This window comes from Flavobacterium piscis (genome assembly GCF_001686925.1).
Lineage (GTDB): Bacteria > Bacteroidota > Bacteroidia > Flavobacteriales > Flavobacteriaceae > Flavobacterium > Flavobacterium piscis.
In genome coordinates, this window is the sequence record NZ_LVEN01000001.1 from 56932 (window position 1) to 77793 (window position 20862).

Here is a 20862-nt window from a genome sequence, read left to right on the forward strand (position 1 = left end):
GTTCCATTTAAATTACGCAAATTTGTTCGAATTTGCTTAATTTTTTAATGCTGTTGTACATATCCATCAAACTTCGATAGAAACACCAAAGCTCAAATATAACAAAAAAGTTCAATAGGATTTCTTCAGCCCCGCTTTTGACAATACCTTGTTAACTGCTTTCCATTTTTAATGTTCTAAATACTCAACTGCATATTTTACCCAATCGCCCACATTGGCATCCATGTAAATATCTGGCTGGATGCCAATGTTGTCGATAGGGTAGTCGGACACTCGCGATACACGATAGGTAGGTAAGAAAACCTGATAACCAGAACAAGCTAGATCAACCAAATATGCATTTCCATAATCAAGAGCGCCATAACTAGGTTTGCCTAAAATTTTTACTTTATAACTTTGTTTGGCAATAAATAAAAAATATTCTGCTGAGCTTCCAGTAAGGCCATTGGCTAAGATAACAATACGCTTAGGGCTATTGGGAACCACATTTATCGTCTGAATTTGCTCATCAGGTGAATTTGTTTCACTTAGGGATACAAAATTTCCTAAATTTTCTTTAAGTTTTTTTATACTATTATCTATCCCTTCTGTTGATGAATTTTTGTCTAATGTTTTTTTATAGGCTTCAAGATTGTTGATATAGGTTTGGGTAGCAAGAAATTCTGTTCTCGTATGCTTAATCTGTTTTCCAGAAATATACGGTAATAGTTTTGGGTAGGCATCTGTGGTACCGCCAGGATTTCCTCTAAGATCAATAATGAGGTTTTCACTTTCTAACAATAATTTATTGTTTTCTAGCAAAGTATCAATAATTTGTAAATGTTGATATTCAAAACTAGGTAATTTTAAAAGTGCAGTCTTGGGTGTGATTTTTTTAAAATAAAAGTTATTCATTTCGTCTAGCTTTGCATCTATTTGCGCTTTGCTTAGGGCGGGGGCTGGCACATTTTTTACCATTACTACACTTACATCTTCCAAATGAATGATAGAGCCATCTAATATTTCGTAGCTACCCGTTTTGATAGTACGATCCAATAGCGCAAATACAAATTTACCATTAAGAAATAGTCTAAACTTTATGTCCTTAGGTTTCCATTGTTCATATTTCGAGTTAATAATAAATCCAGTGTATTCATTTGAGTTGGTCTTTTTTACTCCGAATGTGTACATTTCATTTGAGTAGATACCCTCCAGTTTATCTTTACTGTTTTTGATTGTTTTTTCGAACATTGCAATGTCGATGTTTATGGTAGGAGGTTGTTCATTTTTGGAAGCTGGATTTGAAAACGCAACACCATTGGCACCCACCCATAAATGTGGATCTTTAAAAAAGTTAGTGTATGATTTTAGAACACCGGGACAGTCAGTATTTGTTGTTTCCTTCGCTTGCTTGAGGATATTGTTCTTAAATTTTTCGTATAAAAATTTGTCTTCTGTTTTGTCGGCAAAGCCAGGATATTCTTTTTCTATCTTAACAATTAAATTTTCGAGAGCCTGATTGCAATTACAATTCTGTTGCTGTGCAAAAAGGGAATTAGTGAATAAAAGTAAGAGGCTATAAATAATGATTTTCATAAAAACAATTTTACAATTAAGATTGCAAAAGTATTTGAAACCTCGATAAATAAATTGTAAGAATGTAAACCACTATATTAAAAGCCAAACAATTTCTTTAGCTGTATTTACATTTTGGAAAAATGAATTGGGCTTATTATTGGTAAACTGTTTAAAATCTTTTATAAAATGAGATTGGTCGTAAAATGAGTTGCCGTGAGCTAATTCTGTTAAATTCTTGGTTTTTCGCTGATTAGTAATTGAACTTCTAAATCTATGAATTTTCCGATACTCTGTAGGTGATTTTCCAATACTTTTAAAAAATAATTTATGTAAATATTGCCTTGAAAAATTGTACTTTTTCGCAATATCGTCAATTCGTAAATCGTTTTCTACGTCTGTCAAAATACTTTCCATTATGGATTGCTGCTTATTTAATAGTTTAGATAGCCAATAGGTTTCCAATGCTTCAATCTGTTCCGTTTTATTTTCAAGTAGAAGTATTTCTTTCATTTTAAATGTAAAATCAGCAAATGGAATGAAATCGGATGCGCTTTTGTTTTTAAAAATTATTTCTGTATTTTTACTAAACTGACTAATGCCCAAAGGCTTAAAGTAAATAGTGATTTCATTAACAGGCTTTTCATACAAAACTAATATGGGTTTTGTGTAACTGGCAACATAGTTTACCACAATGTTATCTTGTGCACTTGGTTTTACAATCAATTTACATTTTTCAAGTATAATTTCAGTATTTTGGCTAATGGAAAGGATAAAAAAATTATTGGGGAAAGTCCAATAATTCAATGGGTTTGAATTTGCATTTTGGGAAATAAAATAATAGCCCTCAATGTATTTTTGTAAGGTTTTGTTTGTCGGTACAAAAAAATCAAGTTTCATAAAGCTTTGTTGGATGTTTGTTTTGGTTTGCAGCTAACGTCAGTCTGTGAAAAAACTTCCATTTTATTGTAAACAAATATAGGGAAGTATTATTTTTAAAAACAGGATTTTTCGTAGTGTAGAAAACTCACAACTCTACCGAAAGCGACAAGCAATCAGCGAGCCTGTATTTGGGACTGTCAAAAGACAATGGGCTATAACCACACCAACTTAACGGGACTCGAAAACGGAAACGGAGAATACAGCCCGATCATGCTGCTGTATAAGATTAAACGCAGTATCAATATACTGGGTATTGCTGATCTGATAGCCAAACGTCAAAAATGGAACTCACCCTACAAGGCAAAAGCCTTGTTTTTACTCATAACGGGTTTTAATTGAAAAATCAGTTCAATTTATCACTATCTGTCGAAATGAAATGACCATCTAAATTCGGTTTAAATTTGTCTTATATCTAGTAGAACTTTATAATATGACAAACAAAACATTAGATCTTCACTAACAACAATTTAAACTAGAATTTAATTCAGAATTATCATGATCAATTTAAATTGAATAATGATGATCAATGCATTCCGAAACTACTGGTCAAATTATGCTGAAAGTAGATGGTCTGACTGACCAATTTTTCCACTAAATGCAAGGCACAATTTTTATTCAATGGAATTAGCAGCATAAAAAAGAAGACTTCTCATAAGGCTTTATTTGAATAGTAGTATCGTAGATTTTAATAGTGAAAAGAGGTTTTTCACAGCCTGACGTTTCGCATCGCATACGCAGTTGGCTGTATTTTGAAGACAATTGCGCGTAGCTAATGTTAGCTTCAGTATTAAATTACCAAAGTTAGAATTTTTATCAGGTTTGTGTGGGATTTGGGCAAGTTTTGACGTTAGTGTTTTTGCTGCTGTAGGGTTTTAAAAAACACCTCATTTTTTTTCAGATATTGGTAAAAGAAATTTATTTACATTTTATTTCTTTGTTAGTGATTCAAGATAAATTAAAGGCAAACATTTTAAGTTATTAATTGATGCTTTTTTACTGAAACACTCAGATTTAATTCGCGCATATATCTCAGTACTGTATCAGAAGAAAATTGGTATCCAGATCTTTGTAGTTCTGCTGTTATGCGCTTTGATCCATAACGCTTTTGCGACGATATAAATATAGATGCTATTTCTTCCTTGACCATATTTTTCCATTTCTGTCTTTCAGAAACATATTCATTTTTCCATTTGTTGTAGCTTCCTAAGTTTATACCCAGAATTTTGCACATCATATAACTTGAATAATTTTGTTCATTTTTAGCTATATATTCAAATATAAAAGGTGGTCCTTTTTGAAGGTAATCTGCGGCTGCTTTAATAATTTTAAATTCAGTATTTAACTTTCTAGTTTTTATTTCAAGATCATATATTTTTTTTTCCCGGGCAGTTAATTTTGTTTTTCCTACAGAGAAATTTTCTTCGCCGTTTATAATATAGATTTGTCGCCAGTTCCACAACGTTCTGTATGTTATGTTGAATTCTCGAGCGACATCTTCCAGTTTAACTTTTTCAAAACTTAACTTGACGATTTTGAGTTTGAAATCACGGTTGTAATGTTTTTTAATTGCTTCCATAAATGTAAGTAACCATTTTATTTTTTGACATTAGATATCTGCATTGAACTCTTCAATTGTTTTATATTTAAGTGCTGAATGTCTTCTTTTTTTGTTGTACCAGTTTTCTATATAGTCAAATATCGCCACTCTCATCTCTTTTGAAGTTAATAATGTTTTTTGACTGTATATTAATTCTCTTTTTAATGAATTAAAAAAGCTTTCAGAAACAGCATTATCGATGCTGTTTCCCTTTCTACTCATGCTTTGTACACACTTATGTTGGCTAAGAGTACTTGTAAAGAGTTTGTTCGCATACTGTGTTCCGCGATCCGAGTGGAATATTAAGCCTTCTTGGACTTTACGATTGCTCATAGCCATATTCCAGGCAGGAAGAATGGTTGTTGTAGTTGAAAGCATAGAGCTAAGGTTCCACCCAACTATTTTCCGGTCATATAAGTCTATTATGACCGTAAGGTATAAAAAACGTTTTTCGATCTGCAGATAGGTGATGTCGGAAACCCAAACCTTGGAAGGTTTGTTTGTCGTAAACTCCCTGTTAAGTATATTTGGCGAAATAAACAGCGTGTGATTGGAATCTGTTGTTGCTTTGTATTTCTTTTTGACTTTACGTTTAAGACCCAGCTGCTTCATGAAAAATGCAACCTGGTCTTCCGATATCTGTATTCCTCTTTTGCAAAGCTCTCTTGCAATTAAAACACAGCCATGGTATTGTCTGGATTCATAAAATACAGAATTTATTGCATCCTTGAACAGGCGGACCTGCATTTCTCTCTTTGAGAGGGGATGCTTCATCCTTAAATTATACATTGAAGTTGAAACCCCTAACACCTGGCACATTATACCAATGGGGTATTTATTTTTATTCTGATGGATAAAATTGTACAGCTCTTGTTTGCTCTGAGGTTTTAATTTTATACCTTCTCTTAGTATCACTAATCTTAATTGCGATTCTACACGTTTCTTTTCTGATTCATAAATCTCTGAATCATCATAATAAATTCTTTTTTTGCCTCGTCCGGGAAAGCTGCCCGCTTCGTATTTCCGATAAAGTGACCTCCATTTAGAAAGCAGTTTAGGCGATATTTCAAGTTCTGTGGCGGTGGCAAGAACATTTTTTCTTTCATAACTCAGCAGGACTGCATTCTTTTTAAACTCAGGTGAGTGGCGTCGTTGTATTTCTTCCATACTATTCTGGTTTAGTTTAAAAAAGGTAAAATATAAAAAAAGTCAGGTCATAAGTCAGTGTTAGTACTTGGTTAAAATTATGTTATTGTAGAGAAACTAAAATTTCTTCGTGACGCTTGATGAAGTAATAAAAAAAAAATAATCGCGAGGTCATGTACCGAAGTATTGCTTCTTTCAAAAGAAGATCGAATTCCGTAGATTCTTATTGTTATATAGGGCCTTGTCCTTACGGTTAATATCATACTTATATTTATTCCCGGGGTATCAATGGCGGTTCCCGGACTTTTTCTGCGCAGGTTAATTGCACAATACTGTATGATTTATTTTGATCAGGCCTTTGATTGTGATGCAGCTTTCATCTGTAGCCCGATTAATGACAATATACCCCTGATCCTCGAGCGCGATCAGCGCATCGAGTATTTTTGCCTGGTTTTGCCTTTGGTCAGACATATTTTTAGCAAATGTTCTAAGGACATTATAAGGGGGGATTACAACTGCTGTGAGCTCTTCCAAAGGGCAGGTCCCGGGAAAATTCCCGGCAAGTTTCTGCAGTATGCTGTGAAGATAAACCGATGATTTCTCCAAGATGTACTAGTTTAGATAATAACACAATAGCTTTTAATAAAGATAAGGAAATTTGTTTATTATTTAAATAATTTTAAATATTCTGGCTGATCTCCGATTTGAAATGTATATCCAAAAGGGACTGATTATTCCATAACACTGAGATTTAATTCTCCGGATTTATTCTTTATTTTTCCTTGTGGTACTGGCGGAGGCACTTTTCTAGCCGCCTGCAATTGCTGTACTTCCTGTTGCGCTGTTATTGCTCTTGGCTGTTTTGTACGGCTCATCCCAAAAGGGCAATTAGGGCATTACCGTGCTTGTTTCGTTATATAATTTACAGCCTGGATTTTTTTGATTGTTTTTTAATTATTTCTGAAATCAAGTTAATGAAGTATTAAGAATTGTTGCCCGAATTTTGCTTGAGTGATCGTCATTCAATTTTATATAATGCTGTTTTTAGCTTTAGGAGTAATATTGTTTTTTAGGAACTTTTCCCGCTATCCGCTGCACTATTTTTGTGCCGAAACCCGGCACAAAAGGATTTACACTATACACGAGCGAAGCGCTCTGGCGAAGCAATCGGGGCCAGGGCTGCTCGAGAGTGCTGTTCTTGACTAGTAAAAATAAGATGTTTATATAAAAAATGGCGTCAATTGTCTTAATTGGCGCCATTTGGCTTGTTTGTGACCGCGACAGGACAAATTTCTATAAATTTCATGGAAGATTTCAAGAGATTGGCTTACTACTGGTAGAGCTTGTCTTTGAATGGCTTCAACAATTTGGTTTGGATGTCCTGTTGCGGATCAATTAAAATTTGTTGACTTTTAATTCTCCTATAAAAGATCTTCCGAATAAAAAAGCGTGCTGATTGCTCAAAAACGTTTTTTTATTTATTGGTTTGGATGGCGGTTTGTTTTACTATCGTTCTCAAGGCTTGTATCATCTTGATCTCGATCGCCTAGATCTTCATCATCATAATTTTCATCGAGGCCTTCATTGTCAAATTCGTCATCCAGCCCATCATTATCTAATTCTTCTCTGCCAAGCTCATTTTGATCCTGGCTTATACTACCCAGATTTTCATTGTCGAATGTTTCTTTGTCAAATTCTTTATTTACTAAATCATCCCCGTAGTCAGGTTCAGAATTATTGGTGAAAGAGTGATCGGTTGGTAATGCCTTGATGACATCGTTTTTATCTTGAAAATTCGTCTCATATTGAGGATAATTTTCTTTTTCATTGTCTAATTTCATAATACTTTTTTTTAAAATTAATTTAGTTTTTATTCTTTATCTTGATTCTTTAATTGCACGACTTATTTTGAAAATTTGAAAACTGCCTTTGTTTCTGTTATTTATAAAACGTAGTCTCGCTGTAAACGTTCATACAAGCGAGGATTCCTTATTTGCATACTTAATAGATCCTGGGATTTATTTTATGCTAGATGGCAACCTTCCCCCATAAAACCACATCAAGCTTTTCTGCATATTGAACTTTGTCAGGTAAGATGCTGGCACTATATTTTCCTGCTTTGTAACAAATATTATTTACAGTAACATCCAATTCCTGCAGGTCCCATTTTGTATGATGTATATCAAATCTGAAGAGTTTATTGGACATATAATCATACAGAGCATGTCTTTCAGTAAGCCAGAAGTCTAATGCCGTTTTTTCTTTTTGAGGCCTGATTTTTCCAATTGTAAGATCCAGGCTTTGTTTTAGCGTTTTATTATTAGAAACAAATCGGCTTGATGTTCTCTTTATTTTAGACTTTTGGTAGGGAAGCCCAATAAATATTCGTGTAAGTAAGACTTCAGCTAGTTTGTCTGTTTCAATTGAAAACATATAAATACCGGGTTTATCATCTTTAATGACATAAGTTCTTAGGTTTACTTCCTTAAAATTAGATATAAAAGGGAAAGGAGGAAGGTTTCTCAATCTCATGTTTTTTACTTCAAAAGCGACCAGAGAAACCCACGCCATGTTTTGATAAGTGTCCAATTCAATTCCCTCTGGAATATATTCTTCTAAAAAGTATACCGGTACTTCCCAATGTAAGAAAATGGTTTTATGCCATTGCTGAAAATATTTCCATTTCTTCTTTGGCAGCGGATATTGTCTGTTATGAATATTTGTTAATATTTTATCAGGATTTTTCATATCGGGCAATTATAAGGATCAGAATAAATTAATAGCAAAGACAATCATGATCACATGCTTTTCAGTTTGTTTATATTGACAAGATGGCAAGTGTAATGATATACTCCGTGAATATTGGTCAAACCAATCAGAACTATAAATCCGTTTTGTGGACTTTTAGCTTCAGCGATCCATTGCTTTGTAACTTACCTTGGTTATTTTTCCCTATTATGGATTACCTTCACCTCCGCTGGAGCCATAGATCTGACCGGTCGCGTAGCTCGCATCATTGGCGGCTAGCTGTACATAGATAGAAGCTAGTTCGGCTGGCTGTCCGGGTCTTCCCATTGGGGTTTGTGAACCAAATTCTTTTAGTTTTTCCATAGTAGCCCCTCCGCTCACCTGAAGGGCAGTCCATATCGGTCCGGGCGCAACACCATTGACCCTGATTCCTTTTGGAGCCAACTGTTTGGCGAGAGACTTAATATAGTTGGTCGTGGCAGCTTTAGTCTGAGCATAATCGTAAAGATCCTCCGTAGGAGCATAGGCTTGTACCGAACTTGTTCCTATTATAGAAGCTCCGGGCTTAAGATAGGCCAGGGCAGCTTTGATAATCCAGAATGGTGCGTAAATATTGGTTTTCATTGTCCAGTCAAATTCTTCGGTGGTGATGTCTAATATTGATGCGTGTGTTTGCTGCCTTGCAGCATTGTTCACTACAATATCAAGTCCGTCAAGTGCTTTTGCAGCTTGGTCTACAAGTGATTTACAAAATGCCTCATCTCGTAAATCACCGGGAATTGCAACAGCTTTACGTCCCTCTGCTTTTATTAATTGAATCACTTCTCTGGCATCTTCTTCCTCAGTAGGATAATAATTTATAGCCACATCAGCGCCTTCTCGGGCGTAAGCAATTGCAGCAGCTCTCCCCATTCCGGAATCACCACCTGTGATAAGTGCCTTGCGTCCTTTTAGTCTTCCGGTTCCCTTGTAGCTTTTTTCTCCATGGTCTGGTCTGGGGTTCATTTTACTGACAAGACCGGGCCAAGGTTGAGACTGTTCTTTAAAGGGAGGTCGCGGATATTTTGTATTTGGATCTTCCGTCCCATTTGAAATATAAATTTCATTCGAGTTTAATGCATTGGCCATTAGAGGATTTATTGATGCAGTTGCCAATACAGCTCCCATACCAGTAAGCGCGGAGCGGCGCGATATCGTGTTTTCTGTTTTCATGATAATTCAATTTTACGGTTCTAAAAAAAGTGATTTTAATTGCTATTTGTTGATAATGAGTCAAATATAAAAACGTGCTAAGAAAACATTTTATAGAATTATTAGATTTTGTTATAAAAAGATACTCACATAAAGTATAAAGTCGATTATAAAAAAAACCAAAGAGCTTCTTGTTTAAATAAAGACATAAGAAAACATGTTATGTCATTTTTTAAGGATACAAATTATATTCTTGGGTAGTTAAAGGATTTACTGTTTTTTGGATAAAAAATCCTCCCTAGTAGAAGAGCACCCGTTAGCGCAGTTGTAATGGTGTAAATGCTGAAATAAATCAACTAATTTTTATATTTGATTTATGAGATTTAATCATATTATAGTGGTAATTTATTTCCTAATAACTGCAATAAGCGAATGATGACCATCAAAAGAATTCGCTGCTTCACATTCCGGCACCAATGAAAACAATAGTTGCCAATTGTGAAGGATTGTTCCTGAGAAACGTTAATCATCACTGTTTTTTAATTTTTCATCGTCAATTTAAGCGATCCAGAGGTTTTTATTTAAAAATAAATAAAGCATTATACGTGGAAGAAAAATAGATTTTGATTCAAAATGCTAAAGGAAAACGACCTGAAGATTTATTTTATAAAACGCAAAAAAGATACCATCGCTGATATCTTTTGTACTTGTTTAGGATAATGGCAAATAAATAAAGAAAGTTGTTCCTTCATTTACTTTGCTCCTGACAGTTATATAACCATTATGGTTTAATACAATCTTTTTAGATAAGGTAAGTCCAAGTCCGCTGCCCTGATATTGGTCATGGTTGTGCAATCGGTAAAAGGGATCAAAAATTTTTGATTCAAATTCCTGGCTAAAACCAATACCATTATCTCTTACCAGAATTTTTACATAATTAATATCTTTATTACCTCCAATTTCCAATATTTCTTCTGTTGAAGGCTGTTTGGTCTCAATTTTTATGTCAGGCGTAATTCCTTCTTTGGTGTATTTTATAGAGTTAAGGATTAAATTAGTAAAAAGCTGCTGTATTTGGTAAGGTATTATATTTAATTGTGGAAATGGAGAAATTGTTATAATAGCGCCCGTCTCTAAAATGGTGTCCTTTAGATCTGCAATAATTTTTTTGAAAAGTGCATTCAGGTCTGTTTTTTTATATTCCTTTTCTATAAAATTGATACGCGAATAATCAATAAGATCAGCAATTAGCTGGCTCATATTGGTGACAGCAAATAGCATACGTTCCAGATTATGCCTGCTGGATTCGCTTAAATTTTGCTCATTATCGATAATCCGCTTACAAAACATATGAATTTTGCGAAGAGGTTCCTGTAAATCATGACTTGCCGCAGAACTAAATGTCTCAAGCTGTTCGTTATAGGTCTGAAGTTGAGAATTTTTGATCGTTAAAAGTTCATTTGCAGCAATAAGATCTGTCATGTCTTCAATCGCCAGTAAAATCATTCCGGCAGGTTTTGCATTTAAAACCCTTCGTGCATTTACCATCATGATTTTTTTACCAATGCCTTTGCACATTGTCTCGACCTTAAAATCTTCAATCTCCGTTTTCTCGCCAACCATTTTAAAGATCAGTTCTTTAAAATCCGGAATATCCCATTGGCAATCTCCGATTTCAAAAAAAGAATGACCTTCTGTTTCTTTTTCAGTGGTTTGAAAGTATTTGTAGAATGATGGATTAGCACTTTTAACAAAAAAGTCCCTGTCGATAATCACCAAAGGCTCCCGAATAGTTTTAAAAACAGATTCTGAATAATTTCTCATCGAGGTTAATTGATCCTGGCGATCCATTAATTCATCGTTGACACACATCAATTCTTCGTTATTAGACTGAAGTTCTTCTGTAGAGGTTTCTAATTCTTCATTCATGGCCTGCAATTCCTCACTGCTGCTTAATAGTTCTTCATTTGTAGTCTGAAGTTCTTCAAATGCTGTCTGCTGTTCTTCCGTTACACGTTTAATATCTTCACGAAGCTGTGAGAGTTCATTTTCAAGTTCGATTATACGCTGCTTATCAGATCCTTTCGAGTTTGCTTTAGCAGGATCGAACTCGGGAAGCGGTTTTTTATAAAAAAGAACCAAAATATGCTCATCATCATTGGGTATAACAACTACTTCAAAAGAAGCCAGGTAAGGTTGGTCTTTTACTACAATATTATCTTTTGCCACGTTCTTATGGTCTTTTTTTACTTTTAAAATAGCATTACGGAGTTCAAAACTAATTCCTTCACGAGCCATTTTCAAAACATTAAAATTGGGCTTTCCCGGTGATGGCAATAAAAAGAAACTTGTATCTCCATGAAAATGAACAATTTCCAGATGTTCATTTATAATGACACTTGCAGGAGTATATTTCAAAAATAATAGATCAGATGCAATTTTTCTAAAGTCTGTTTCAGGAGTATTTTTTTTATCCTTTAAATTGACTTTCTCGCGCGCATTTATATTAGCGGGCTTAAAAGCTTCAGGCACATAGCGTCCCGCAGCAAATTTGCGAACATATATTTTTTCGTTTTTACCAATAGGCTCAAATAAATTTTGTGCATTTGTGGTCGTTTCAGATTTGCCTAAAAACAGAATTCCTTTTTCTTTTAAGGAGTAATGAAAGGAGCTCAATACTTTGTTTTGTAAAAAGGGATCAAAATATATCAGTACATTTCGACAGGAAACCAGATCAATTCGGGCAAATGGGGGGTCTTTGATAAAGTTATGGACGGCAAAAATGCACATGTCACGAACCGCTTTATTAATGTGATAATGCCCATCGCGTTTTGTAAAATAATTTTGTAGCCTTGCCGCAGAAACATGCTGTACATCCTGTGCCGAATAAATTGCGGTACGGGCTTTGGTGATACATTTTTCAGATATATCCGAGGCAAAAATCTGCACTTTAATATCTTTATTATTCTTATCAGAAAGATATTCATGCAGGGATATTGCTATAGAATAGGCTTCTTCGCCGGTGGCACATCCTGCAATCCAGATACGCAGTGTATTATTGACTGTATTTTGTATTAATGACGGAAAAACAATATGGGGTAAGGACTCAAAAAACTTAGAATCCCTGAAAAAATAGGTAACTGGTATTAAAAAATCATTAAATAACAAGTCCTGTTCAGCCTTATCATTTCTAATAAAATTAAAATAATCTTCAAATGATTCTCTGCGGACAATCACCATTCGTCTGGCGATGCGCCTCCTGATTGTAGGTTGTTTATAATGGCTAAAGTCATTTCCGGTTCTTAAAAAAACAAGGTTTAAAATTTGATAAAGTATTTCCTCTTCATTTTTTGGTATATGTTCCTCGTCGCTAAAGGCATGATTGGTTCTGTAATTTTTCTGTATTTCAAGTAATCGCGGGGCTATAAGTTCAGGAGCCAGAATATAATCTACTACATCTGCATCAATGGCATTTTGAGGCATTCCCTTAAAGGCTGCCGAGTCGGGATCTTGTGCAATAGTTGTACCGCCAGATTCCTTTATTTTCTTGAAACCGTTCGTGCCGTCAAAAGCAGTACCTGATAGAATTACGCCTATAGCAAAGCTTTTATGCACATTGGCCAGAGATTCAAAAAAGGTGTCAATAATATTATTGTTTCTATCATTACGAGTTCTGGTGTAAAGTTTTAAAACGCCATCTTCTGCAATGAGGTTATTATTCTCGGGAATAATATAAATATGATTGGGAGCCAGATTAATATCATTAATAATTTCATGAACAGGAATGGTTGTGCTTTGAGAGAGAATTTCGGTCAGATTACTGGGATGATCCGGCGATAGGTGCTGTACAATTACATACGCCATTCCAGAATCCTCTGGTATAGATTTAAGTACTTTCTTAAAAGCATCCAATCCTCCTGCGGAGGCTCCAATACCTACTACAGGAAAATTTTGTTCGGTTTTTTCAGGTTTTATTACAGGAAGTTTCATTAAGAATGCTGTTGTTTAATCAAAGGTAAGAAGTCTTTTCCAATTTTTAAAAATGTTTTTTTTAAATGGATAACATAAAGGTATTATTTAAGAGCATGCTTTTTAAAGATGGCAGAAACTTTAAACCTGAAAGTTGTCAATCATTATTTTTTAAATAATAAATTTTTTAAAAGTTTTTTAAGCATATTAAAATCATTTGGTTTTGTGTAATAATCCTCGGCCCCCAGATTTTTTAAAATGGTTTTTATTTCAGATGGTATGGAGGTTGAAAATATGATTATTGGAATGTGTCTTATATTTTCTTTTCTTTTAATCTCAGTCAGCACCTCGATACCATTCATCACGGGCATATTGATATCTAAGAATATAACATCAGGATTTATTTGCTTGTCAGTAAGCTGCTTTAAAGCATTTACAGGATTATGAATAGCAGTATATGCGGCAGATGAAACTTCGGCAAGTGCCTCAAAAAAGAAATCGCAGTCATCATAATCATCATCAATTTGTAGAATGTTTTTATATTTCATAATGTTTGTTTTAAAGTGGGGTTGCTTTTTTTAATTTAATATGAAATTTAGATTTTATGGTAAGTGGTATTGATGTTTGAATTTTGCTTTTGCAAATTAGAAAATAGTTTTCATATGTAAGATTTTTTGTATAATTAAGCAATGATTAGTGTCAAAAAAAGCTTGTTTGTAACAACAAGCTTTAAAAAAAAAAATTGAGTATGTTAAAAAATTAGTCTGTTAATGACACATCCAGTGTATCTGTATGAATAGTATAAGCTTTCTTTTCATCGCGTCTATAGTCTTCATCATCACAATGTGGAGCGTAATTTGCATTTAACATTAAGATTAGAAAAAAAGAGAAATATGTAAGTATGTTCGGTGTTTTCATGACACTTTGTTTTGGAAATGGTATTTTGTTATTTTGTAAATTTAAAATTGACATGCATGACGAATTTATATAATTTTCATAATTTGTTACATAATTATCATGTTTCTTAATTCGTATTTCTTTTTAGTAAACTTTAGGCATCTGTGAAATCTTTTAATAATATAAAATTAAGATCTTGATTTTGTAATGATAGCCGTTTACTTTTCCTAATATTTATCCAGAAAAATTGATTTTATATTTAATCAATTTATTGATCGAATTATGTCTAATTAAAAAAGTCTTATTATGAAAATACCCAAGGAAATAATTAATGGTTCTTTTATATTTTTAGGAATCGCTGCTTTTTTTCTTCTAATGGAAATTTTAAATCTGTCGCATCTATTTTATTTACGCTTACTAAATGTTCTTTTCATTTTTTATGGTGTAAACCGAACGTTAAAAATGAATCTTGCAGAAGGCAAAAATAGTTTTGTTCCAAATGCAATATCAGCCATGGTAACTTCCTTTACAGGGGTTGTGCTTAGTATTTTGGCATTGCTTATTTATAGTTACGCAAAAGGCGGAGACACATATGTAAAATCATTGTCTTCGGCTTTTATGTTTGGAGGAGAACCTTCCGTACCCACATATTGTTTGTGTTTACTTTTTGAAGGTACCGCTTCTTGTATCATTGTGACCTTACTTTTAATGTTGTATTGGAATAATAAATATGCTGCAGATTAATTTAATTTTATAAAACAACTTCTTTTATTTGAAATTTAAAGCAAATAAAAATGAAAGCCGTTAGAATTTTTTCTAACGGCTTACTAATTAAAATCTTTGAGGTGCAAAAGGGTCCAGATCATTGATATTTGGATTTTCTAAGTCCTGATCTAAAATGTTACCGCTGTCCTCATCATCATCATCATTATTTTCTTCCAAATCATCATCCGAATCCTCTTGATCCAAATCATCAAGATCTTCCTCTAAATCATCATCATCGTCATCAGGATTATGATCATTGGCATTATACTCATCTAATGTCCTTCTGTCGGGATCATTATCATTTTGCAGTTCATTATCAAGATCCTGGGCTATTTCTGCATTTTTCTGAAAATAAGGATTTGTTTGATCATTATCATTTAAATCATCTTCGCTTTGGTTGCGATCCAAGTCATACTGATCAGTATTTTGAGATGTGTTCAAAGAATCGTTGTGCTGTTGATTTACTGCAGGATTTCTTTTCTCGATTCTTTCAGAAGTCATACTTTCATTCTCCGATTGAGAAATATGATCACTTTGACCATATTTTTCGTTGTTGTCATTTATCATAGCAAATAGTATATAAGGTTGAAATTATTTTCCAGACGAACCTGAATCCTTATGTTCATTATCTGATTTTTTGTTATTCCCTGATGAAGGCTTTCTTTCGTCTTTTGATGTCACTGCTTTGTGGTCTGTACTTTTTGTACTTCTTTTTTTATCAGTACCACTTTTGGTAGCGCCTGAAACTGCATTTTTTGTGTTCATAATTTAAAAGTTTATAGTTAATAAAGTAAAATATTAATAAACCAAATTTAGACTCATAAAGGACTTGGTTTTTATAAAATTAAAATTACCAATTATATAATTATCAGTACTTAACGTTGTTGTGATAAGAAAAAAAAGCTTTTTAAAACCCATTCATACACTTTAAATATTTCTGAAAAAAAAATAATTGGTTTTATGTGGGAATCATGATAAATATGAATTTATAATTATAAAAAAAAGTTCGTTTTCTTTTCAAAATTTGCAACATAAAGGAGGTAAAATAAATGGCTACTGTCCTTATAATCAAATTATTAATCGATAAAATGTTATTATGAAAAATTTATTTTTAACATGCGCAATGTTTCTAACTTTTGGTACTGCTGTAGCAGTTGCACAGGAAGTCCCGAGAAAAACAACGCAAACCGACACAATTACTAAGAAGAAAAGTACAAAAAGTACAAAGCATTCATCGACTCACAAAACAGATACGGTGAATAAGCAAAAAAACAATAAAAGGAAATCATCCACGACAAATACTCCCCGTAGAGATTCTACCGGTACAAGACCTTAACTTGTTTTTTCTCTCATCTCTAAGTAAACATGGCGTTTTTAATTTAAAAAAAAAGCCACCTGAATTTCTAAAATTCTGGTGGCCTTTTGATTTTTAAAAATAGGAATTTTTGCCGAAGGCGGATTGTAATTGCGATGTATTTTCGAACTATTTAATTTACACTACTATCACAAACTTTGAAAAGTAAACGGATAGGCAGCTACAATTAAATAAGCTATTATGATAATACTCATAACAAAAATAGTTACAGTGAGAATGGTCAATAATAATGTTGAATACAAATATTCACCTTTTTGAAGCAGTTTATGCGTTTGTTTGTATTTATAATACGACAGAACTATGGTAAGTGCGCCTGTAAAGACTAAACTTATACCTATAAGAATAGTAAAACCATTTTTGGAATATGAGAATCCTGAAAAAAACTTGCCGGCAGCTGATTGACAAACAATGAGAATTTAACGATAACAAAGCCAAATACCATGATGCCAATACCCGTTCTGACCCAGGAAAGGAATGTCCTTTCATTGGACATGTGTTCGTTGATTCTTTTTTTATTCTCTTCTTGCATGTTTAATTATAATAATTGTCAATTTCTTTATTTGCTTTTCCCGCAACCCAATTCATTGCTTCGTGAAAAGCGTCTTTTTTGAATCCTTTAAATTCTCCGGGAACCACATAGCTGAATTTGTCTGTGAAGGAGATTGCTTTTTCAGAATCCGTTACAATTGCGGCTCTATTCCATTTACCTAAATTTTTAAGGCCAATCAAAGCATCTTCCATCCAGGCAGCCATAGTAAAATTTTCAATTTCTGTATCTATTAAAAACAAGAAGTTGATTTCGTTTATTTGCTTTACCAATTCTTTAACAGCCGGTCCTACAACAGTGGTATAATCATTTGCGGTTATTTCACCGATTGCCTTAAAAGCAACTACGTTTTGGGGCGATTCAATTTTCTGTATCATGTTTAAGTAATTTAAATTTTTCCTAATTAATTTTTTTTGAACGCTTATTATCAAAAATAGAATGACGCATGTGAATTTTTTTATACAATTTTCATTTCAATTTTATAGAATCCCAACGCTTTGATTGTTTTTAGAATCCTATGTTAATTTTATAAATTGAGATGGTAATTTTATAAAAACCTGATACAATGAAAGTTATATTTTTAAGATTATTAATTTAAAATAAAACTATCATGAAAACATCAGAACAAACTAAAAAAGCATCAGCAAGCAAAAACCAAACAGGTAAAAAGCAGTCAGGAGCAAAAAGTAACGGAACAGTAAAAGCCAAATCTTCAGCAGCTGACGGATTAAGAGAACTATTTGTCGATTCTCTAAAAGATATTTACTGGGCAGAGAAAGCATTAACAAAAGCATTGCCTAAAATGGCAAAAAATGCCACATCGGAAGATCTTATAACTACCATAAATGATCATTTAACAGTTACAGAGGAACAGGTAACAAGATTGGAGCAGATATTTGATTTGATTGGCGAGAAAGCGTCGGCAAAAAAATGCGAAGCTATGGAAGGTCTTATCAAAGAGGGTGAAAGCATTATAGAAGAAACTCAGCAAGGCCCTGTGCGTGATGCGGGAATTATTGCTGCCTCACAAAAAATTGAACATTACGAAATTGCTACTTACGGTACATTGGCAGCTTTTGCGCATACTTTAGGAGAAGATGAGGCACTGGATTTATTACAGCAAACTCTAGACGAAGAGAAAGAAGCTGATACGCTCTTAACTGAAGTGGCTTACAACAATATCAATTTTGAAGCTTCTGATGAAGACAGTGAGGAAGGGGAAGAGTAATCTTTTTGAAATATGATGTCGAAAAAACCTGTAATCTTTGCTAGTAGATTACAGGTTTTTTTTGAAATAATTTCATTCAATTATAAATTAGGCGATCCTTAGTTGGTTTAGATATAAAAATACTTGTATTATTAGCAAGTAAGAATACTTTATTACGGGACCCTGGAGAATGCTTCCAAAATATTAAAAGGTGTGCAGTGTATAATTTTTGCAAATAATTATGTAAGTAAAGAGTCATCTGTTATTTTATTTTTAAAAATATAACTATAAAATAATTACTATGAAAACTCTATTTAAAACCAAAGCAGCATTACTTATTATGGTAGCCGGACTTGCACTTTCATGCAAAAAAAATGAAACTGCTCCGGCAGATAATTATTCTAATGAAGTGGACACCATGCAAACAACCGTAGACACTATAAATTCTACAAGCGACACAACAAAGGTTAATTCCGGCGGAACTACAGGTGCAACTGGCGAAGGTTCTACGGGATCCGGCGCAGACGGGACCACTCAAAAAGGAAATACATCTGTAAAGACAGATTCGACCGCAACAACTCCAAGACGATAGTAAATGTCGGAGAAAAAATAAAAACCTGTAATGCCAAAATTACAGGTTTTTTATTATTAGAATATCATGTTTGCTATTAGTAGAGAATGATTGGTTTCGACCAGAAAAGTAATTTTCACAGTGGAGATATAAATTCAAAAAGCCTGTAACGAATTACAGGCCTTCCTTTTTTAAGAGAAAAAGTATCTGAAACCAAGTTTAACGAGATTCCAAATAAGTTTTAAAATTCATGATGTCATCTTTTACCAGTTTCTCAAAATACGGATTAAAAAGTTTTGCGGCATTTTCGCCAGCAATTCCCAATGGGGCATGGTAAGAAATTGAAATTGTAACAATGATTTCCGTGCCTTTTCCGCTTGGTCTAAAAAGAACTTTTCCGGCGTTTTTTAATTGAGGCATCAGGGGAAGTGAACTCCAACTGATCAGCCTTTCTTTTTCATCTTTCAAAATTCAGCTTTCCAGGTAATTTTTCCAATTCCGCCAGGGCCATTAGCTGTCCATTGCGGCGTGGGTATAACTAATTGGTTTTACAGCTTCAAGGTGGTTCGTGAATTTTGGCAGATTTTCAAAGTCACGCCAAAAAGAGTACACTTCGCTGATAGGTTTATCATTACACCGTTTATCCTGATATTTATGATCGACAGCATCATAAACGGGACAATATCCAGAAAAACCTCTTAGAAGCATTGCTGTGCCAGAACCTATCCTGGCGATACTTTTATCATTTTGAGATAATCCTTCATATAATAGATAACCGCCGCTGGTGATCATAAGGATTCTTTCTAGTGCTGAAACATTTGTTTTAATTTTGGAAGTTCCTGAAATGGGAGCTATTGGCGGAGATGTGGTTGTTGTCATTTTTTTTTTAGTTATTATATTATACCCGATAAAGCGTACTTCCAGAGCGTTAATCCTGAAGAAATAGTAAAAACATTATCAGCATGATTCCGCAGGATCTAAAACAAGGAAGTACGGTGTTTTATCAGGTATTTAAGTAAATAATAGTGTGTAAAAAATGAGATTAGTAATCACCTTTAGTAGCTTTTTTACAGGAGTTAATTGATTTCACGTTCGCGTAAGGAAGTCCCATGAACCGGCTTTAACCGGCCTTCTTCTTTATCGCTTATTTTCATTTGTTTTTCCATGTTATTGGCAATACAACATCCGAAATAATATTATTGATCACGCCCCTGAAATTTATTTTTAAATCCGGGCTGAACGACATAATTTTTTCTGTTATTTCATATTATTTGAAATTTTTTTCATTTCAAGTGCCCTCTTTTTCAAATTTTCCCTGTTGCGCGCAATCAGTATAAGATTATATTTTTTTTTAGCACATATTCATAGCCTATTGCGCTTGTAGCACCGATAATAAGTACATTTTTATTTTTCATTTCGAAGGCAATTATATCAGAACTTTTATAAACTCTATAAAACCGCTCGAATAGGTTTTATAGACTTAGAGAGACGGGCTATAAAGTGTTTTATTTATGATCACTTTTTAGCAGGGCTTTTTTTGACTGCCGTTTTACTTCCAACTTTTTCTGATTTTTGATCCGTACTTTTTGAACTTGTTTTTTTATCATTGCCACCATTTTTAGCAGCTTGTGATGTAGAATCTTTTGTGTTCATAATAAGAAGTTTTTACAATTAATACAGTCAAATTTATGTGGGTCAAATGGCTAAATCTTATATAATTTTAATTCATAATTGTATAATTATAAGGTATTTAGGGGTGTATAGTCGGCAGTTTTATTGGCTGGCTTTTTTTAGTGATTCAGCCATTGCCTGTGCATCCTTTTCGTAATTGGTTTTATAATATTTCAGTATTTGAGCTTTAGTTATTGTCGTGTTTTTGGCGTGGCCTTCCCAAATAACACCCAGCGATGTATAGGGAGGCACTGTAACACCTATGCTACAGAAAAAATTGGCAATGTTTCCCGTAATATGCTCCACACCATCTGAATCTCCGGTAACAATTACGCCGCCAATTTTCCCGTCAAGCGGGGAATCTTTTCCTGCCAGAATAACATCATATACTTCATCCAGTCGTTCTATGCAGCGTTGCAGTTCAGATGAATGACTGTTCCACCAGATAGGCGTTGCAAATAATAGTATTTTAGCTTCAATTATTTTATTATAAATATCAGGCCAATCGTCTTTGATATCCATATGTGTGAAGGTTCCCGGAACAATAGTATGATTAGCCAGCCTGATTACCTCAAAATCAATATTTTGTTCCTTGAGATATTCACCAAGAAACTCTACAAGTATTTCTGTATTCGATCGGCCTTTATTCTTTAAAGTTCCTAAAAGTATAATCGCTTTCATA

Annotated in this window: 24 protein-coding genes; 5 read left to right on the plus strand and 19 right to left on the minus strand. The window is 33.7% G+C overall.

What is annotated here, in order from left to right; translation table 11 throughout:
• Positions 1 to 168 precede the first annotated feature (168 nt).
• On the minus strand, positions 169 to 1575 hold the full coding sequence (locus tag FLP_RS25025; protein WP_083195753.1) for a S41 family peptidase: 1407 nt from the start codon (positions 1573 to 1575) through the stop codon (positions 169 to 171).
• Between the two features lie 72 nt (positions 1576 to 1647).
• Positions 1648 to 2454: a helix-turn-helix domain-containing protein gene (locus FLP_RS00280; RefSeq protein WP_065447504.1), complete on the minus strand. Its 807-nt coding sequence runs from the start codon at positions 2452 to 2454 to the stop codon at positions 1648 to 1650.
• 189 nt (positions 2455 to 2643) lie between these two features.
• On the opposite strand from FLP_RS00280, the gene FLP_RS00285 reads away from it, so the two are divergent.
• Positions 2644 to 2835, plus strand: a complete 192-nt coding sequence (locus FLP_RS00285) for a hypothetical protein (RefSeq protein ID WP_065447505.1) — start codon at positions 2644 to 2646, stop codon at positions 2833 to 2835.
• 631 nt (positions 2836 to 3466) lie between these two features.
• Here FLP_RS00285 and FLP_RS00290 read toward each other — a convergent pair.
• The 9 genes from FLP_RS00290 to FLP_RS00325 form a co-directional block, all read right to left on the minus strand.
• Positions 3467 to 4072, minus strand: coding sequence for an IS3 family transposase (locus FLP_RS00290; RefSeq protein ID WP_065447506.1), 606 nt, complete (start codon positions 4070 to 4072; stop codon positions 3467 to 3469).
• A 30-nt stretch (positions 4073 to 4102) separates the two neighbouring features.
• Positions 4103 to 5260 (minus strand): IS3 family transposase, encoded by a 1158-nt coding sequence (locus FLP_RS00295; protein WP_083195754.1) that lies wholly within the window; start codon positions 5258 to 5260, stop codon positions 4103 to 4105.
• 297 nt (positions 5261 to 5557) lie between these two features.
• Complete coding sequence (locus FLP_RS00300; protein WP_065447507.1) at positions 5558 to 5845, minus strand: hypothetical protein; 288 nt, start codon at positions 5843 to 5845, stop codon at positions 5558 to 5560.
• A gap of 125 nt (positions 5846 to 5970) precedes the next feature.
• Positions 5971 to 6114: a hypothetical protein gene (locus FLP_RS25365; protein ID WP_165606627.1), complete on the minus strand. Its 144-nt coding sequence runs from the start codon at positions 6112 to 6114 to the stop codon at positions 5971 to 5973.
• A 603-nt stretch (positions 6115 to 6717) separates the two neighbouring features.
• Positions 6718 to 7080, minus strand: coding sequence for a hypothetical protein (locus FLP_RS00305; RefSeq protein ID WP_065447508.1), 363 nt, complete (start codon positions 7078 to 7080; stop codon positions 6718 to 6720).
• A 187-nt stretch (positions 7081 to 7267) separates the two neighbouring features.
• Entirely contained in the window at positions 7268 to 7987 is a 720-nt protein-coding gene (locus tag FLP_RS00310) for a YqjF family protein (protein ID WP_065447509.1), read from the minus strand.
• Positions 7988 to 8194: 207 nt separating this feature from the next.
• On the minus strand, positions 8195 to 8992 hold the full coding sequence (locus FLP_RS00315) for an SDR family oxidoreductase (RefSeq protein ID WP_280513355.1): 798 nt from the start codon (positions 8990 to 8992) through the stop codon (positions 8195 to 8197).
• Between the two features lie 897 nt (positions 8993 to 9889).
• Complete coding sequence (locus tag FLP_RS00320) at positions 9890 to 13168, minus strand: CheR family methyltransferase (protein WP_065447511.1); 3279 nt, start codon at positions 13166 to 13168, stop codon at positions 9890 to 9892.
• Between the two features lie 143 nt (positions 13169 to 13311).
• Positions 13312 to 13695 carry a response regulator gene (locus tag FLP_RS00325; RefSeq protein ID WP_065447512.1) on the minus strand — a complete coding sequence of 128 codons (384 nt, stop codon included), beginning with the start codon at positions 13693 to 13695 and terminating at the stop codon, positions 13312 to 13314.
• 655 nt (positions 13696 to 14350) lie between these two features.
• On the opposite strand from FLP_RS00325, the gene FLP_RS00330 reads away from it, so the two are divergent.
• Entirely contained in the window at positions 14351 to 14788 is a 438-nt protein-coding gene (locus FLP_RS00330; protein WP_065447513.1) for a hypothetical protein, read from the plus strand.
• Positions 14789 to 14875: 87 nt separating this feature from the next.
• Here FLP_RS00330 and FLP_RS00335 read toward each other — a convergent pair whose 3' ends face one another.
• Together FLP_RS00335 and FLP_RS25370 are read right to left on the minus strand one after the other, a co-directional pair.
• Positions 14876 to 15376: a hypothetical protein gene (locus FLP_RS00335; RefSeq protein ID WP_065447514.1), complete on the minus strand. Its 501-nt coding sequence runs from the start codon at positions 15374 to 15376 to the stop codon at positions 14876 to 14878.
• A gap of 24 nt (positions 15377 to 15400) precedes the next feature.
• Positions 15401 to 15574 carry a hypothetical protein gene (locus FLP_RS25370; RefSeq protein WP_165606628.1) on the minus strand — a complete coding sequence of 58 codons (174 nt, stop codon included), beginning with the start codon at positions 15572 to 15574 and terminating at the stop codon, positions 15401 to 15403.
• A 358-nt stretch (positions 15575 to 15932) separates the two neighbouring features.
• Between FLP_RS25370 and FLP_RS00340 the strand changes: the two genes are divergently transcribed.
• Positions 15933 to 16145, plus strand: a complete 213-nt coding sequence (locus FLP_RS00340) for a hypothetical protein (protein ID WP_065447515.1) — start codon at positions 15933 to 15935, stop codon at positions 16143 to 16145.
• Between the two features lie 373 nt (positions 16146 to 16518).
• On the opposite strand, the gene FLP_RS25030 is transcribed toward FLP_RS00340, so the two are convergent.
• Together FLP_RS25030 and FLP_RS00345 are read right to left on the minus strand one after the other, a co-directional pair.
• Positions 16519 to 16713 carry a YidH family protein gene (locus FLP_RS25030; RefSeq protein ID WP_083195755.1) on the minus strand — a complete coding sequence of 65 codons (195 nt, stop codon included), beginning with the start codon at positions 16711 to 16713 and terminating at the stop codon, positions 16519 to 16521.
• Between the two features lie 2 nt (positions 16714 to 16715).
• Positions 16716 to 17108: a SpoIIAA family protein gene (locus FLP_RS00345; RefSeq protein WP_065447516.1), complete on the minus strand. Its 393-nt coding sequence runs from the start codon at positions 17106 to 17108 to the stop codon at positions 16716 to 16718.
• 233 nt (positions 17109 to 17341) lie between these two features.
• Here FLP_RS00345 and FLP_RS00350 point away from each other — a divergent pair, with 233 nt between their 5' ends.
• Together FLP_RS00350 and FLP_RS00355 are read left to right on the plus strand one after the other, a co-directional pair.
• Positions 17342 to 17959, plus strand: a complete 618-nt coding sequence (locus tag FLP_RS00350; protein WP_065447517.1) for a YciE/YciF ferroxidase family protein — start codon at positions 17342 to 17344, stop codon at positions 17957 to 17959.
• A 280-nt stretch (positions 17960 to 18239) separates the two neighbouring features.
• Complete coding sequence (locus tag FLP_RS00355) at positions 18240 to 18530, plus strand: hypothetical protein (protein WP_065447518.1); 291 nt, start codon at positions 18240 to 18242, stop codon at positions 18528 to 18530.
• Positions 18531 to 18728: 198 nt separating this feature from the next.
• Here FLP_RS00355 and FLP_RS25675 read toward each other — a convergent pair whose 3' ends face one another.
• From FLP_RS25675 to FLP_RS00370, 4 genes are all read right to left on the minus strand, one after another.
• The gene (locus FLP_RS25675; RefSeq protein WP_065447519.1) at positions 18729 to 18977 is read right to left on the minus strand and encodes an SRPBCC family protein; all 249 of its coding nucleotides are present in this window, start codon (positions 18975 to 18977) and stop codon (positions 18729 to 18731) included.
• 42 nt (positions 18978 to 19019) lie between these two features.
• Positions 19020 to 19388, minus strand: a complete 369-nt coding sequence (locus FLP_RS25680; RefSeq protein WP_065447520.1) for a YgaP-like transmembrane domain — start codon at positions 19386 to 19388, stop codon at positions 19020 to 19022.
• Between the two features lie 636 nt (positions 19389 to 20024).
• Entirely contained in the window at positions 20025 to 20162 is a 138-nt protein-coding gene (locus FLP_RS25375; RefSeq protein ID WP_165606629.1) for a hypothetical protein, read from the minus strand.
• A gap of 120 nt (positions 20163 to 20282) precedes the next feature.
• The gene (locus FLP_RS00370; protein ID WP_065447521.1) at positions 20283 to 20861 is read right to left on the minus strand and encodes a flavodoxin family protein; all 579 of its coding nucleotides are present in this window, start codon (positions 20859 to 20861) and stop codon (positions 20283 to 20285) included.
• Between the last annotated feature and the right edge of the window lies 1 nt (position 20862).